We start from the raw sequence: 12894 nt of genomic DNA on the forward strand, positions 1-12894 counted from the left end.
TTCGGTCTTGGAACTGCGGTTTTGTGGTTAGAATGGCTAATTTATCTTTAAGGAGTGTATACTATAATTCCTTATGGATTCTCATTTTGAGTTTACCGTTCTTTTTCAGTCTCTGCGGATAATTCCGCTTCCAGCGCTGCTCCCATCTCACGCGAACGCTCCGCGCAGCGGCTGACCGCCGCAATGACCGTTTCGAAGAAATCGCCCTTGTCGAGCACTTCCAGCGCAGCTTGGGTGGAGCCGCCCGGAGAGGTGACCTTTTTGCGAAGGGCGGCCGGTTCTTCCCCGGTTTGCTGGACCATGCGGGCCGCACCGAGCACTGTCTGGACAGTCAATTCGGCGCTCTGTTCCTTGGACAGTCCGCCACGGATGCCGCTGGCTATCATCGCTTCCATCATGTAATAGATATAGGCGGGTCCGCTGCCGGATATGCCGGTCAGTATCTCCATACGCTCTTCCTCAATAATGGAAGTAAGGCCAACGGCTTCGAAGATATTGAGCGATAGCCGCCGCTGCTCATCGGATACCTCTTTAGAGAAGGAGATGCCCGTAGCGCCGAGGCCGATCGAGCTTGAGGTGTTCGGCATGGTGCGGACAACAGGCTGTTTTTTGCCGAGAAGACCCTGAATCGTTCTGATGGAGAGGCCGGCGACGACGGAAATAATCAGCTGTCCGTCCTGTAGGAGCGGTCCGAGAATGCGCAGAGCTGCTGCCGCGTCCTTGGGCTTCATTGCCAGGACGATGACCGGGGATGTGCGCAAATATTCTTCTTTTTGCTCCGGGTCGTTGCTTCCGGCAACGCCGTACCGTGAACGCAATTCAGCCAGCCGTTCACTGCTGCTGCGGTTAAGCATAATGATGTTGTCGGCGTAGATAACGGAGCGGGCGATCAGACCACGCACGATTGCTTCCGCCATGGAGCCGGCGCCGTGAAAGACGACATTATGGTTAATCAAAGGCTTAGCTGTTTGTTGACACATTGTCTAGCATCCTCCTTGCCGGATAAGGGCCTAGCTCCGGATTTGTCCGTTGCCGTAAATTTTATATTTGGTTGAAGTCAGCGCCGGAAGACCCATTGGTCCGCGTGCATGCAGCTTTTGGGTGCTGATGCCGATCTCCGCGCCGAATCCGAATTCGAATCCGTCGGTAAAGCGGGTGGACGCGTTATGGTAAACCGCCGCGGCGTCGACTTCATCTTGGAACCGCTCGGCGTTCTCTTCATCCTCCGTTATAATGCACTCGGAATGCTTCGTTCCATACCGGGCGATATGCTCCAGCGCTTCGTCGATTCCGTCAACCACTTTAATGTTGAGAATATAATCGTTATACTCTGTCGCATAATTTTCATCGGTGGCCGTGAGCGCCCACGGAATGAGCGTCCGCGTCCGCGCGCATCCGCGAAGCTCCACGTTGGCGCTGCAGAAAGCATCTCCGAGCTTGGTCAAGTGCTCGGCCGCGAAGCTGCGGTGAACGAGCAGTGTCTCCATCGAGTTGCAGACGGAAGGCCGCTGTGCTTTGGCGTTCAGGCTGATCGATTCAGCCATTGCCGGAACCGCGCTGGCATCCAGATAAGTATGGCAGATGCCTGCGCCCGTCTCAATGACGGGAACGGTGGCATTCTTTACAACATTCTGAATGAGCGAGCTTCCGCCGCGCGGTATAATCACATCAAGCAGACCGTTCAGCTTTAGCATTTCATCAACAGACGAGCGGTCCGGGTCTTCGATAAGCTGAAGCGCCTCAGGCGGGAGGCTCGTCTCGGCCAAAGCGGTGTGCAGCACCTCGACGATTTTACGGTTGGAGGAGAGAGCGGCCGATCCGCCGCGAAGCACGACAGCGTTGCCTGTCTTCAGGCACAAGCCGGCGGCGTCGACAGTAACATTGGGGCGCGCTTCGAAAATAATTCCGATGACGCCGAGCGGCACGCGGATTTTCTCAATAATGAGCCCGTTCGGACGCTCCATTGTTTCAAGAATGTCTCCGACAGGGTCGGGCAGGGCGGCGATTTGCCGGAGCCCCTCGGCGATAGCGTCGATCCGTACGGTTTCCAGCGCCAGCCGGTCGAGCATTGATTCCGGCGTGCCGCCTTGTCTGCCCCGCTCAAGATCCTCGGCGTTGGCCGTGATAATCGCGTTGGCTTCCCGCTGCAGCGCATCCGCCATCACCAGCAGCGCTTCGTTCTTTTGCCCTGTAGTCAGCCTGCCGAGCGCACCTGCCGCGCTTTTGGCCAAAGCCGCTTTGCTTGCAACTTCACTCATCATCGTTCCTCCTTATCAAGTTCCATTGTAGCTTTCGTTTATTTCAGCGTAATCCATTCATCCCTGTGAATGACTTCAAGCCGGTGTACTTCTTCTCCAAGTCGGCGCATGACTTCTCCGCTGGGCAGTCCGCGAATGCTGCGAAGCTGGGCATCGTCGTAATTTACAATGCCCCTCCCGAGCAGATTGGCGTCGGGACCCAACACTTCGACGACATCTCCCGCATGGAAGCTGCCCTGCACATCTCTGACGCCGACGGGAAGCAGACTGTGGCCGCCGTGTACCAGCGCCTCTTCGGCTCCGGCATCGACAATAAGCGAGCCGAGAGGGGTGGACATGAAGCCAAGCCACTGCTTCTTGACGGGCAGGGAAGACAATGTTGTGGCAAAGTATGTGCCCTTGCCTTCTCCCTGCATCGCCAATCGCAAATCGCCGGACTCGGTGACTCGTCCCACAAAGACGGGCACGCCTCCGCGTGTGGCGATCTTGGCGGCATCGATCTTGGATCGCATGCCGCCGGTGCCGACGGCCGATCCGGCTCCTCCGGCAATCGCATAGATTTCCGGCGTAATGTCCTCAACCAGCCGGTAGCGGACGGCATCCGGATTGGACCGCGGATTGCTGCTGTACAGGCCGTCGATATCGGTTAGCACAAGCAGCCGCGATGCCTTGAGCAGATTGGCAACCAGCGCAGACAGCATATCGTTGTCGCCGAATTTCAGTTCGTCGACGGACACGGTGTCATTTTCGTTGAATACCGGAACGACGCCCTGCCTCAGCAGCTCTTCCACGGTCATTACGGCGTTGTTCATTGCGTGGCGGCTGCGGAAATCCGTGCGGGTCAGCAGAATCTGGGCAGCGGTCAGACCGTGCGCGGAGAACGCTTCCTGGTAGGCCTGCATCAAGAGCGCCTGGCCCACGGCTGCTGCGGCCTGCTTCTCATGCAGCAGCTTGGGCCGCGCTTCATATCCGATGCTGCGGAAGCCCGCGGCAACCGCCCCGGAGGTTACCAGCAGCACTTCACTGCCGCTCCGCCTCAAATCCGCGATTTCAGAGGCGAAAAAAGCGACCGCTTCGCGGTTCAGGCCGCCCTCGGCCGCGGTTAGCGAGCTGCTGCCGATTTTGACGACTAATCGAGTAGACATTGCCTTTCACTTCCTATTTATCCATATTGAACAACAAAAAAAGCCCCATCCTTAGACTGAGCAAAGGACGAAAGCTTGGGTTCACTTCCGCGGTACCACCTTCATTGATGAGGGATCATCCGACTTAAGCCTCGTAACGAGAGGAGATCGTCCTGCGGGGCAGGCCGTTCGGGGGTAGGATTCGGAACGTTATCCGCGGTAAATTCTTTCAGCCTGTCGGAATTTACTCTCTGGCGCGGTAGACTTGTTCGTACTGGTCCCGTCTGCACGTTTATCTATTTGACATTTAGAATACCATGTAGAACCAAGTTTGCCAAGAGAGTTCCACCCATTGCCTTTTGAAAACACCGGGTTAAGAGAAAATGTTTATCATTCGGGCAATCGGGCAAAATAACTCTAATCCGTGACCAGGAGGTGGATCCATTGAATAAAGATAATCTCCAGAAGCTTGAAGAAAGAAAACATGAAATGGAGGAGCAGCGGCAGGCTATGCGCGATTTTATTGAGGAAGAGACCGGCAGTCCCCACTCAAGAGGACCGGTTGACGAAGATACCTCGCATGTGCCTGATACTCAGAACCATTTCATTTCTGAGCGTAATTTCCGGAAATATCAGAACTAAAGTCAACCGTTCAAAGCCGCTCATCGCTTCCGCAGTGATGGACGGCTTTTTTTCGCAGATTTGCCCGGCTTGTTTGAAAGCTTAGGGGTGCTTTTCCTGCACTATTCCTGCGCGAGTTCGGCTACCGTCGTTTGGAATGTGTCGATAAAAGCTTCGGCTGCCTTGGACAAATAGCGTCCCTTACGGTAAGCTACCACCAATGTTCGGCTGGGCACCGGCTCGGCCAAAGGCAAATAGACGGGCACGAACTCGCTGCGGGGAGCCCGGGAAATAAAACGGGGAACCAAGGTAACGCCCATGCCTGCGGCAACGAGCGACTGCACGGTCTCCATGTTATTGCTCTCGAAGACGACGGACGGTTCGAATCCGGCCTGCCGGCACAGGTCCACTGTCATTTTTCGAAAGCCCTGGCCTTCTTTAAGGACAATGAACGATTCCTGTTTCAGTTCCTCAAGTGAAGTTCTCACCCCGGTGGACATGCGCACTGCCAAAGGATGCTCCGGCGGAACCGCGAGATCGATACGCTCCTCTCCGAGAATTTCGTAGGCCAGAGCAGGAATTTCCAGAGGCAGCGACAGGAGGCTGAGATCCGTCTGGCCGCTTGCGGTCAGTTTTTCCAGATTCATGGATGAATCTTCCAGCAGGGTAATATCGATTTCCGGGTATTTCCGCTTGAATACCGGCAGTACGTGGGGCAGCAGGTGGGCTCCCGTAATCGGCATGCTGCCGACAACGACACGGCCCGTGCGAAGCTCCGAAATATCGGTCATTTCCTGGCGCAGCAGTTCCACGGCATCGATAATAATTTGCGCCTGTTCCACAAATTTCGTTCCCGCATGGGTAAGCTCAACTGCGCTTGTGTTCCGCTGGAACAGCATAACCCCGAGCTCCCTCTCCAGCTTGGACAGCTGCTGGCTTAGCGATGGCTGGGCGATGTGCAGCTTTTCGGCGGCCCGGGAAAAATTCCGTTCATTTGCGATTTGCAGTACGTAAAGCAGTTGTCTGAGTTCCATTCTTGCGGTCTCCTTCTACATTCATCGTCTTATAAGAATAACCTATAGAAGAAGCTTAAGCTATATCATTAATTAGTAGTTCGTAGATTTGATTGAAAACGAACATTTGTTCGTGTATGATAGAATCATAGTTTGAGGAAATTTTTCCTTGCCCAAACATAAAAACCGGTGCAGTCTAAAATTGTCTGATATAGTAAAATAGCAGTATACGTCAATATGCAAGGAGATATATAATTAGGATAGTCCAGAGTGAAAAAATGTCAGGCGGTGTTGGTATTGTCTTGGTCACTTGAGCCTTTAGCTTTCGTGTTTTTTTCAACTTTAGAATTTGTGGCAATTTATTTTATAATGATGTATTTATTTAGGTTGCATCCGTCGGAGTTCTTTTTTCAGGCCCTTTTTTTGATCCTTTTGATGGATTTACAAAGCTTCTATTTAAGAGAGGATTTGCAAACTCCCGCATTTGTGCCGCTGATCAATATATTGCTGTTTACTTTGCTGCTGGCGACAGTCATGAAGATCCCGCTGGTGTGGTCGGGGATTATCTCGGTAACAGGATACTTTTTGTATGTACTGCTGCAGGTTCTGATTGTCCAGTTATCTTTTGGAGTTCTGGCAGTCTCCGAGCTGCAGCTTCATCCGGAAAAAGGCTACTTTCTGCAGACGTTAAGCAGTTTCCTGGGAATTGCCGGCTCTAGGGTTTTCTACATATTCGGGGGCGGCTTTACATTTGAATTTGAAAAGCTGCGTCTGAAGCGTGAAACTCTCGCTTTATATCTAGTTATCGGTTGCGCCTTAGCGCTTACTATTTTTTTACTGGAAAGAAGAAACAATGTCTTTGATGCTTTATTCGTTTCAGTCGCCGTTATATTCTTTTTATATTACGCGGTAAGAAAGGAAAAAAAGCGTGATTGAGTTTATTTCTCTAAAACTCGCCCAAGGGATTAAACGGTCAATTCCTGAACATCCGATCTCTGTTAATGTGATGAGATTTTCACTTAGCATCATTATTAATGCCTTTATGATCATTTTATTAACTTTAGCTGTTTCGTTGTTTACTGGTAATACGAGAGGGGCCGTTATCGCTTTAATTGCCTTTCCGTTATTAAGACAGGTTTCAGGCGGTTTTCATCTGAAGACGGGTATGATGTGTGTGCTGGTCTCAAGCGCGATGCTAACAGCCATATCCTTTTTCAATGTAGAACGAAGTTATGTATTGTTTCTGAATATGGCGAGTTTATTGCTTGTCGCTATCTTTGCTCCCTCCAGAATTGAAAAGCAGTCCCGCATCCCCAAGTCCTTTTATCCACAGTTAAAGATCATTTCGTGTTTGATTGTACTCGTCAATTTTATTGTAGCCTCCCCCGTGATCGCGGCAACCTTTTTTATTCAAGGAATTTCGCTTGTAAGCAGCTTGAAAGGAGGTGAACAATAGGATGAGAAAAATAGTCAAAGGAATGAAGCATAGAGCTATGCTGCAAGTGGCTGCCCTTTTGAGCTTTGTTGCTGTTACCACTGTCGATACTGCAAGTGCCTGGTATGTTTATTCTGGAGATGTTCCGGAAGAGCTTCTTAAATAAATGGAGATGAGGACTATGACGTTATTATCGGTAACAAAAGATGTTGGCGGGAAGAGCGGAATAACCAATATTGAAATCGATAGCATCTTAATGCTCAGTTATTCCAAGAGTATCGATAGAGTGTTGGTGCATACCGCGGACACCATATTTTATACGATCGGCACGCTAACATTCTGGAACGAAGTACTGAATAATAGCGGGCATAATTTTTCCTTGGTTGACCGAAGCAACTCTTTGAATTTGGACAAGGTGGTCGTACTGGATCAAACATTCAAAGTCGCGTATTTTGAAAGCAATATTACGTCAAAATCCAAAAGATGCATTATCGCCGGATACCGGTTCAATGAGGTCAAGAAATCGCTCAATTTAATAAATCCTGGAATCAGCATTCAGGAGAGTTAAAAAGGAGCCGGGGAGGCTCCTTTTTTGCTGCTGTTCTATATCTAAAACAATCACAAAACCATTTTCTGACCGAGACATTATTCACTCTACAAAATAGCAGAGCTATCCCGACTTATAAGCAGGGCCTATAGGCACTATAGATATTATATCTTGGCGTAATAAACAGTCTCATGTTATATTTATATCATTCCAAGGGAGAATCGCTTTTCCCTTACTTAATGAACGAATCTATGACGAGGTGAAATCATGGGCAAGAAGACAATGTTCGAGAAAATCTGGGACAATCACGTTATCCATCAAGAAGAAGGCAAACCTAGCATTCTATATATCGATTTGCATCTGGTGCACGAGGTAACTTCGCCGCAAGCTTTTGAAGGACTTCGATTGAGTGGACGCAAGGTTCGCCGCCCGGAGCTGACTTTTGCAACGATGGACCACAACGTTCCTACCAAGGACCGCTACAATATTACGGACCCGATCTCCAAACAGCAGATCGACACGCTCTCGAAGAACTGCTCCGATTTCGGAGTCAAACTGTTCGGTCTTGACGATCTCGACAATGGGGTCGTACACGTTATGGGGCCGGAACTGGGACTGACGCATCCCGGCAAAACGATTGTTTGCGGTGACAGTCACACTTCTACTCACGGCGCTTTCGGAGCCCTTGCTTTCGGTATCGGCACAAGCGAAGTAGAGCATGTTATGGCGACTCAATGTTTGCAGCAGGCCAAAGCGAAGACGATGGAAGTCCGCTTTATCGGCAAACGCAATCCCGGCGTAACGGCAAAAGACATGATCCTCGGACTGATTGCCAAATACGGCACGGATTTCGCCACAGGCTATGTTATTGAATACACGGGTGAATCCATTAGCGAGCTGTCGATGGAAGAGCGGATGACCGTCTGCAATATGTCCATCGAGGGCGGAGCCAGAGCGGGGATGATCGCTCCCGACGAGAAGACATTCGAATATCTGCGCGGCCGTCAATACGTTCCGCAAGGCGCAGCATTTGACGCGGCCGTTGCGGCTTGGAAGCAGCTTCTGACCGACGAAGGCGCTGAATTCGACACCGTTGTCGAGTTTGATGTGGACTCGCTCATCCCGCAGGTAACCTGGGGCACAAGCCCGAGCATGGGTACCGACATTACGTCTACGGTTCCGAATCCGGCTGACTTTGCTACCGAGAACGAACGTAAAGCGGCTGAAAAGGCGCTGGAATACATGGATCTGCAGCCTGGAACCCCGATTTCCGAAATCGCCATCGACTATGTCTTCATCGGCTCCTGCACCAACGGCCGGATCGAAGATTTGCGCGCGGCAGCCGAGGTTGCCAAGGGCCATAAGGTGTCTGAGAATGTGACGGCGATTGTCGTGCCGGGTTCGGGAAGAGTGAAGGTTTTGGCCGAGAAAGAAGGTCTGGACAAGATTTTCAAGGAAGCCGGTTTTGAGTGGCGTGAAGCAGGATGCAGCATGTGTCTGGCGATGAACCCCGACATTTTGCAGCCGGGAGAGCGCTGCGCATCTACTTCCAACCGGAACTTCGAAGGCCGCCAAGGCCGCGGAGGACGTACACATCTCGTATCGCCGGAAATGGCAGCTGCTGCTGCGATCAAAGGTCGGTTCACGGATGTACGTGATTGGAACTTCAAGACGGAAGCCGTCAGCTCTTAAGAATTCGAGAACAATCGGGAGGGTAACATAGATGGAAGCTTTTAAGAAATTAACCGGAATTGTCGGACCCGTGGACCGGGTCAATGTGGATACGGACGCCATTATTCCGAAGCAGTTCCTCAAACGGATCGAACGGACGGGATTTGGACAGTTTCTGTTCTTTGAATGGCGTTTCGACGAAGCGGGCAAGGATAATCCCGCATTTGCGCTGAATCAGGACCGCTATAAGGGTGCGTCCATCCTGATCTCGAGAGCCAACTTTGGCTGCGGTTCCTCCAGAGAACATGCTCCATGGGCGATCCTGGACTACGGCTTTAAGGTGATTTTGGCACCGTCGTTTGCCGATATTTTTTATAACAACTGCTTCAAGAACAGCATTCTGCCGATCAAGCTTTCGGAAGAGCAGATAGAAGATCTGTTCCAGCGTACGGCTGCCCATGACGGCTATGAACTGACCGTCGATCTTGAGAACAAAACGATCAATGACGCCTACGGATTGAACATCGCTTTTGATCTTGACGAGCATCGCCGTCAATTCCTTCTGCAAGGTCTGGACGACATCGGCCTGACGCTTCAGCACGAGGACGAAATTGCAGCTTATGAGCAGAAGAATGCTGCCAAGCTTTTTGCCTAAGAAGGGCTTGAGCATTAATCAGGTACAAATCTCATAAAGTTTTACACAAAACTTCCATTTCCGACACCGGGAATGGAAGTTTTTTTGCTATAATAACAGAATGAATAAACAACAGGACTAAACTTCCGGATACTTCAAGAGGAGCACCGCAAAAAGAAGGACGCGGCGGCATCTACGAGATACTTCAATAGAAGTTTTACATAGATTTCGAAAAATCGGTATAATTGCTGCTTTGCGTGTAACTTTTGGCTAATGCCTGCGTCAGGAGATTATCGCAGTTGTTCTACAATTAGGGAGTAAGGGGAGAAGAGAATGAGGAAGGCTTGTCTGAAAATGTTCGCGCTGCTGCTGCCCCTGTTGTTATTTGCCGCTTGGTCGGGACAGGAAGCGGCCGCGGCGGGCAGCGGGAAAATTGTACTGGACAACCGGGAGCTGGCGCTCCCCAAAGGCATTGTGCTGGAAAATGTCAACGGAAGCGTGATGATCCCGATTCGCGTAGTCACGGAAAATCTGGGATACGAAGTGCTTTGGGAGCAAAAGACGCGCAAAGTGACCATTCGTCAGGATTTTAAGGAGATTGAGCTGTTTGTCGGGAACAAACAGGCCGATGCGGACGGCGTTGCGCTCAGCCTGAATGCTGCACCGAAACAAAGCGGCGGGACGGTGCTGGTTCCAATCCGTTTTGTCGGAGAACAGTTCGGGCTTGGAGTCGGCTGGGACAATGAAGATAAAATTGTTTACTTGTCGGGAAATTCGTCAAGTCCTACCCCGGTTCCTTCGGCGCCGTCTCCAACGCCGTCTCCGTCGGTAAGCCCGGCTGTAGTCAGTTCGCCGTCTCCTACACCTGCACCGACTCCGACCACTGGCATAGTGACGGGTACTGCCTCTTCGGCACCCCAATCTTCCACGGTTCCGGCCGGGACTGGAACGGCTGCAACCGTACAAGTAAAAGGGGCGGCATTCAGCGCGAATCAGCTAATCATTGCCGTCAACGGCAGTGTGAAGCCGAATATTACGGCCATGGATAACCCGACCGGAATTGTAGTCGAGCTGCCGGGCGCTGCGCTGGCGGCTGATTTTGCCGTAGGGGGAGGAGCGGCATCCGGTGCGCCGGCTTCCCAAGGTACGCTTGATGTTACGGGATATCCGCTGGTGGCCGGCATCGGATATTCGTTGTCCGGCAGCAATCCGTCCACCGTCCGGTTTGAAATTCAAACGACGGAAACTTTACCGTACCGGATGATCGTTGATGACAGCGCCGGACTTATCACCGTGGATTTGAACGCGAGTAATGCTGGAGGTATCGCCAGCGGCGAAGGTAAACCAGTTGTTGTGCTGGACGCCGGACACGGCGGTACACAACCCGGGGCGATCAGCTCAGCGGGACGAGTAGAGAAAGATTTCAATTTGGCGGTGATTTTGAAAGCCGGGGCTCTGCTGCAAAGCGATGGACGAGTGACTGTCGTCTTTACAAGGACGGACGATGTGACGCTGGGACTGCAGGATCGCGTAAATGTAGCGGAAGCGGCGGGAGCGAACCTGTTCGTATCGCTGCATGCGAATGCGATGCCGACGACCGCGTCCAACTGGAACAAGGTTAACGGCAGCGAAACTTACTATTCCCGCAGTGAAAGTCTGCCGCTGGCCCGAGTCATGCACAAGCATCTGGTAGAGGGAACAGGCTTCAAGGATAACGGAGTCAGAACCAAGAGTCTGCATGTGACAAGGGAAACCTCAATGCCCGCGGTGCTGCTGGAGGCCGGTTATTTGACCAATCCGGCAGAAGAAGCGGCGCTGTATACGGAGGATCTTCAGAATTCGCTTGCCAGGGAAATTGCGGCGGGCATCGTTGAATATTTGGGTCTATAGGCCGTTCGCCGGCGGGGGGATGGTCGTCTGAAGTGCCGAAGGGAATGGAAAACTTTCGCAACTTTTTAAGTCGACCGGCGTCTAATAAATGTCAAAGGTCGTCGAAGGACACCACCAAGAACGCCGTTCCGGGGCGGAATACTAGATTCTTAGAGGTGAAGGATGAAGAAGTTAAGTTTTATGCTGCTGGTGCTATTATTCGTATTCATTATGCCGGAAAATGGACATGCCGCTTCTGGAAACAACAAGATTTTCCTCGACGGCAAGGAACTGACCGCAGGACAAAGCGTCCCGGTCGAGAACGTGAACGGAACCATCATGGTGCCTCTTCGGATGATTGTCGAAAACTTGGGCTACAAAGTGGAATGGAACCAGAGCGCCAAGACGGTCACAATTAAGCAGGAAGGAAAGGTAATAAAGCTGTCGGTAGGCCAAAAAACAGCGTCGGTTGACGGCAATACCGTCATTCTTACCGAGGCGCCCGTTCTGAAGACAGACACATCGCTGGTGCCGATCCGCTTTATTTCGGAGCAATTCGGCTTGCTTGTGGAATGGGATAACAAGGAGAAGACAGTAACGATTACATCTCCGGCGGCTTCCTCCGATAGCGGCTCATCCACAGGAAGCAATTCATCCGGAGAAGGGACAAGCACAGTGACGTCTCCACCGGATTCCGCCGATAATCTAACGATGGTTAATGGCGTAAGTTTCAGTGGGAATCAGCTAATTATTGCGATGGACGGCTCCTCTGAACCGAAGATTTCCGTACTGAACAATCCGGACCGGATTGTGGTCGATATTCCGAATGCCACCTTCTCCGACGCCTTCGGCTCGGGTCAGAGCCTGGACCCCAACCTCCAGGGAAAGCTTGATGCAACGGAATACCCTGATGTTAAGGAAATCCGCTATTCGCTGTTTAGCAGCAATCCGTATACGGTACGGTTTGTCATTCAGCTTAATTATTCCAAAGATTTCGGTTACAGCACATCGGTGGATTCTACGTCAAAGCTGGCCATTGTGGATTTGAACGCCATTGGTGGGCTGGCAGCAGCCGGCAGCACCGGCACCACGAACGACACCACGGTTCCTCCAGGCAGCAACGGCAAAAAATTGATCGTGCTGGACGCCGGACACGGCGCCAAGGATTCGGGCGCGATCGGAGTAACCGGAAAGTATGAGAAGAACTTTAATCTGGCGGTAGTCCTGAAAGCACAGGCATTGCTGAAAAAAGAGGCCAACATCGACGTTGTGCTGACCCGCAGCGACGATACCTTTCTCGAACTTAAGGACCGGGTGGCCATTGCCAATAACCTGAACGCTGATTTGTTCGTGTCGGTTCATGCCAACAGCAGCTCCACTTCGGTTGCCAGCGGCACGGAAACGTACTTTAAGCGGGATGAGAGCAAAGCGTTCGCCAAAGTCATGCACAAATATTTGGTACAGGCGACAGGTCTGAGCGACCGGGGCGTGCAGTACGGCAATTTTCATGTGATCCGTGAAACGAAAATGCCGGCGGTTCTGCTTGAGGTCGGCTATCTCAGCAACAAGAAAGACGAAGCTCTCCTGTTTACGAACGATTTGCAAGACAGGGTGGCCGCTTCGATCGTGAGCGGAATCAAAGAGTATCTGGGAATCAGTTAACAAACCTGCGGCAGACTGGCGCCGCAAAGACAGGCTTCTGCCCGTAAGGGATAGAGAATG

At 51.6% G+C, this 12894-nt stretch carries 13 protein-coding genes; 9 read left to right on the top strand and 4 right to left on the bottom strand.

The window, feature by feature from the left end; genetic code table 11:
- Positions 1-92: 92 nt before the first annotated feature.
- From proC to proB, 3 genes are read right to left on the bottom strand one after another with little or no spacing between them, the layout of a single operon-like run.
- Positions 93-980, bottom strand: coding sequence for a pyrroline-5-carboxylate reductase (gene proC, locus EH198_RS00675; RefSeq protein WP_124693636.1), 888 nt, complete (start codon positions 978-980; stop codon positions 93-95).
- A 30-nt stretch (positions 981-1010) separates the two neighbouring features.
- Positions 1011-2258 (bottom strand): glutamate-5-semialdehyde dehydrogenase, encoded by a 1248-nt coding sequence (locus EH198_RS00680; protein WP_124693637.1) that lies wholly within the window; start codon positions 2256-2258, stop codon positions 1011-1013.
- A gap of 38 nt (positions 2259-2296) precedes the next feature.
- Positions 2297-3403 (bottom strand): glutamate 5-kinase, encoded by a 1107-nt coding sequence (proB, locus tag EH198_RS00685; RefSeq protein ID WP_124693638.1) that lies wholly within the window; start codon positions 3401-3403, stop codon positions 2297-2299.
- A 423-nt stretch (positions 3404-3826) separates the two neighbouring features.
- On the opposite strand from proB, the gene EH198_RS00690 reads away from it, so the two are divergent.
- A complete protein-coding gene (locus EH198_RS00690) occupies positions 3827-4024 on the top strand; it encodes a hypothetical protein (RefSeq protein ID WP_124693639.1) in 198 nt (65 codons plus the stop codon).
- A 101-nt stretch (positions 4025-4125) separates the two neighbouring features.
- Here the strand turns inward: EH198_RS00690 and EH198_RS00695 are convergent, their stop codons facing one another.
- A complete protein-coding gene (locus tag EH198_RS00695) occupies positions 4126-5037 on the bottom strand; it encodes a LysR family transcriptional regulator (protein ID WP_124693640.1) in 912 nt (303 codons plus the stop codon).
- Between the two features lie 249 nt (positions 5038-5286).
- Here EH198_RS00695 and EH198_RS00700 point away from each other — a divergent pair, with 249 nt between their 5' ends.
- The 8 genes from EH198_RS00700 to EH198_RS00735 all read left to right on the top strand — a co-directional run bounded on the left by EH198_RS00700 (position 5287) and on the right by EH198_RS00735 (position 12834).
- Positions 5287-5952, top strand: a complete 666-nt coding sequence (locus EH198_RS00700; RefSeq protein ID WP_124693641.1) for a hypothetical protein — start codon at positions 5287-5289, stop codon at positions 5950-5952.
- A complete protein-coding gene (locus EH198_RS00705) occupies positions 5945-6472 on the top strand; it encodes an accessory gene regulator ArgB-like protein (RefSeq protein ID WP_124693642.1) in 528 nt (175 codons plus the stop codon). Before EH198_RS00700 ends, EH198_RS00705 begins: the two co-directional genes overlap by 8 nt.
- 1 nt (position 6473) lies before the next feature.
- Positions 6474-6617: a cyclic lactone autoinducer peptide gene (locus EH198_RS00710; protein ID WP_124693643.1), complete on the top strand. Its 144-nt coding sequence runs from the start codon at positions 6474-6476 to the stop codon at positions 6615-6617.
- Between the two features lie 15 nt (positions 6618-6632).
- On the top strand, positions 6633-7019 hold the full coding sequence (locus EH198_RS00715; protein WP_185702696.1) for a LytTR family transcriptional regulator DNA-binding domain-containing protein: 387 nt from the start codon (positions 6633-6635) through the stop codon (positions 7017-7019).
- A gap of 246 nt (positions 7020-7265) precedes the next feature.
- Positions 7266-8690 (top strand): 3-isopropylmalate dehydratase large subunit, encoded by a 1425-nt coding sequence (gene leuC / locus EH198_RS00720; protein ID WP_124693645.1) that lies wholly within the window; start codon positions 7266-7268, stop codon positions 8688-8690.
- Between the two features lie 31 nt (positions 8691-8721).
- Positions 8722-9324, top strand: coding sequence for a 3-isopropylmalate dehydratase small subunit (gene leuD, locus EH198_RS00725; protein WP_124693646.1), 603 nt, complete (start codon positions 8722-8724; stop codon positions 9322-9324).
- Positions 9325-9636: 312 nt separating this feature from the next.
- Positions 9637-11193 carry an N-acetylmuramoyl-L-alanine amidase gene (locus EH198_RS00730; protein ID WP_124693647.1) on the top strand — a complete coding sequence of 519 codons (1557 nt, stop codon included), beginning with the start codon at positions 9637-9639 and terminating at the stop codon, positions 11191-11193.
- A 162-nt stretch (positions 11194-11355) separates the two neighbouring features.
- The gene (locus tag EH198_RS00735) at positions 11356-12834 is read left to right on the top strand and encodes an N-acetylmuramoyl-L-alanine amidase family protein (RefSeq protein WP_124693648.1); all 1479 of its coding nucleotides are present in this window, start codon (positions 11356-11358) and stop codon (positions 12832-12834) included.
- Positions 12835-12894 lie beyond the last annotated feature (60 nt).

It is taken from the genome of Paenibacillus rhizophilus (assembly GCF_003854965.1).
GTDB classification, from domain to species: Bacteria; Bacillota; Bacilli; order Paenibacillales; family Paenibacillaceae; genus Paenibacillus_AQ; species Paenibacillus_AQ rhizophilus.

What these genes read in the sequence shown, in the direction of transcription:
- proB (WP_124693638.1), bottom strand. Translation starts at nt 3,403, where the DNA reads ATGTCTACTCGATTAGTCGTCAAAATCGGCAGCAGCTCGCTAACCGCG.
- leuC (WP_124693645.1), top strand. Translation starts at nt 7,266, where the DNA reads ATGGGCAAGAAGACAATGTTCGAGAAAATCTGGGACAATCACGTTATC.
- EH198_RS00730 (WP_124693647.1), top strand. Translation starts at nt 9,637, where the DNA reads ATGAGGAAGGCTTGTCTGAAAATGTTCGCGCTGCTGCTGCCCCTGTTG.
- EH198_RS00710 (WP_124693643.1), top strand. Translation starts at nt 6,474, where the DNA reads ATGAGAAAAATAGTCAAAGGAATGAAGCATAGAGCTATGCTGCAAGTG.
- leuD (WP_124693646.1), top strand. Translation starts at nt 8,722, where the DNA reads ATGGAAGCTTTTAAGAAATTAACCGGAATTGTCGGACCCGTGGACCGG.
- EH198_RS00680 (WP_124693637.1), bottom strand. Translation starts at nt 2,258, where the DNA reads ATGAGTGAAGTTGCAAGCAAAGCGGCTTTGGCCAAAAGCGCGGCAGGT.
- EH198_RS00735 (WP_124693648.1), top strand. Translation starts at nt 11,356, where the DNA reads ATGAAGAAGTTAAGTTTTATGCTGCTGGTGCTATTATTCGTATTCATT.
- proC (WP_124693636.1), bottom strand. Translation starts at nt 980, where the DNA reads ATGTGTCAACAAACAGCTAAGCCTTTGATTAACCATAATGTCGTCTTT.
- EH198_RS00695 (WP_124693640.1), bottom strand. Translation starts at nt 5,037, where the DNA reads ATGGAACTCAGACAACTGCTTTACGTACTGCAAATCGCAAATGAACGG.
- EH198_RS00715 (WP_185702696.1), top strand. Translation starts at nt 6,633, where the DNA reads ATGACGTTATTATCGGTAACAAAAGATGTTGGCGGGAAGAGCGGAATA.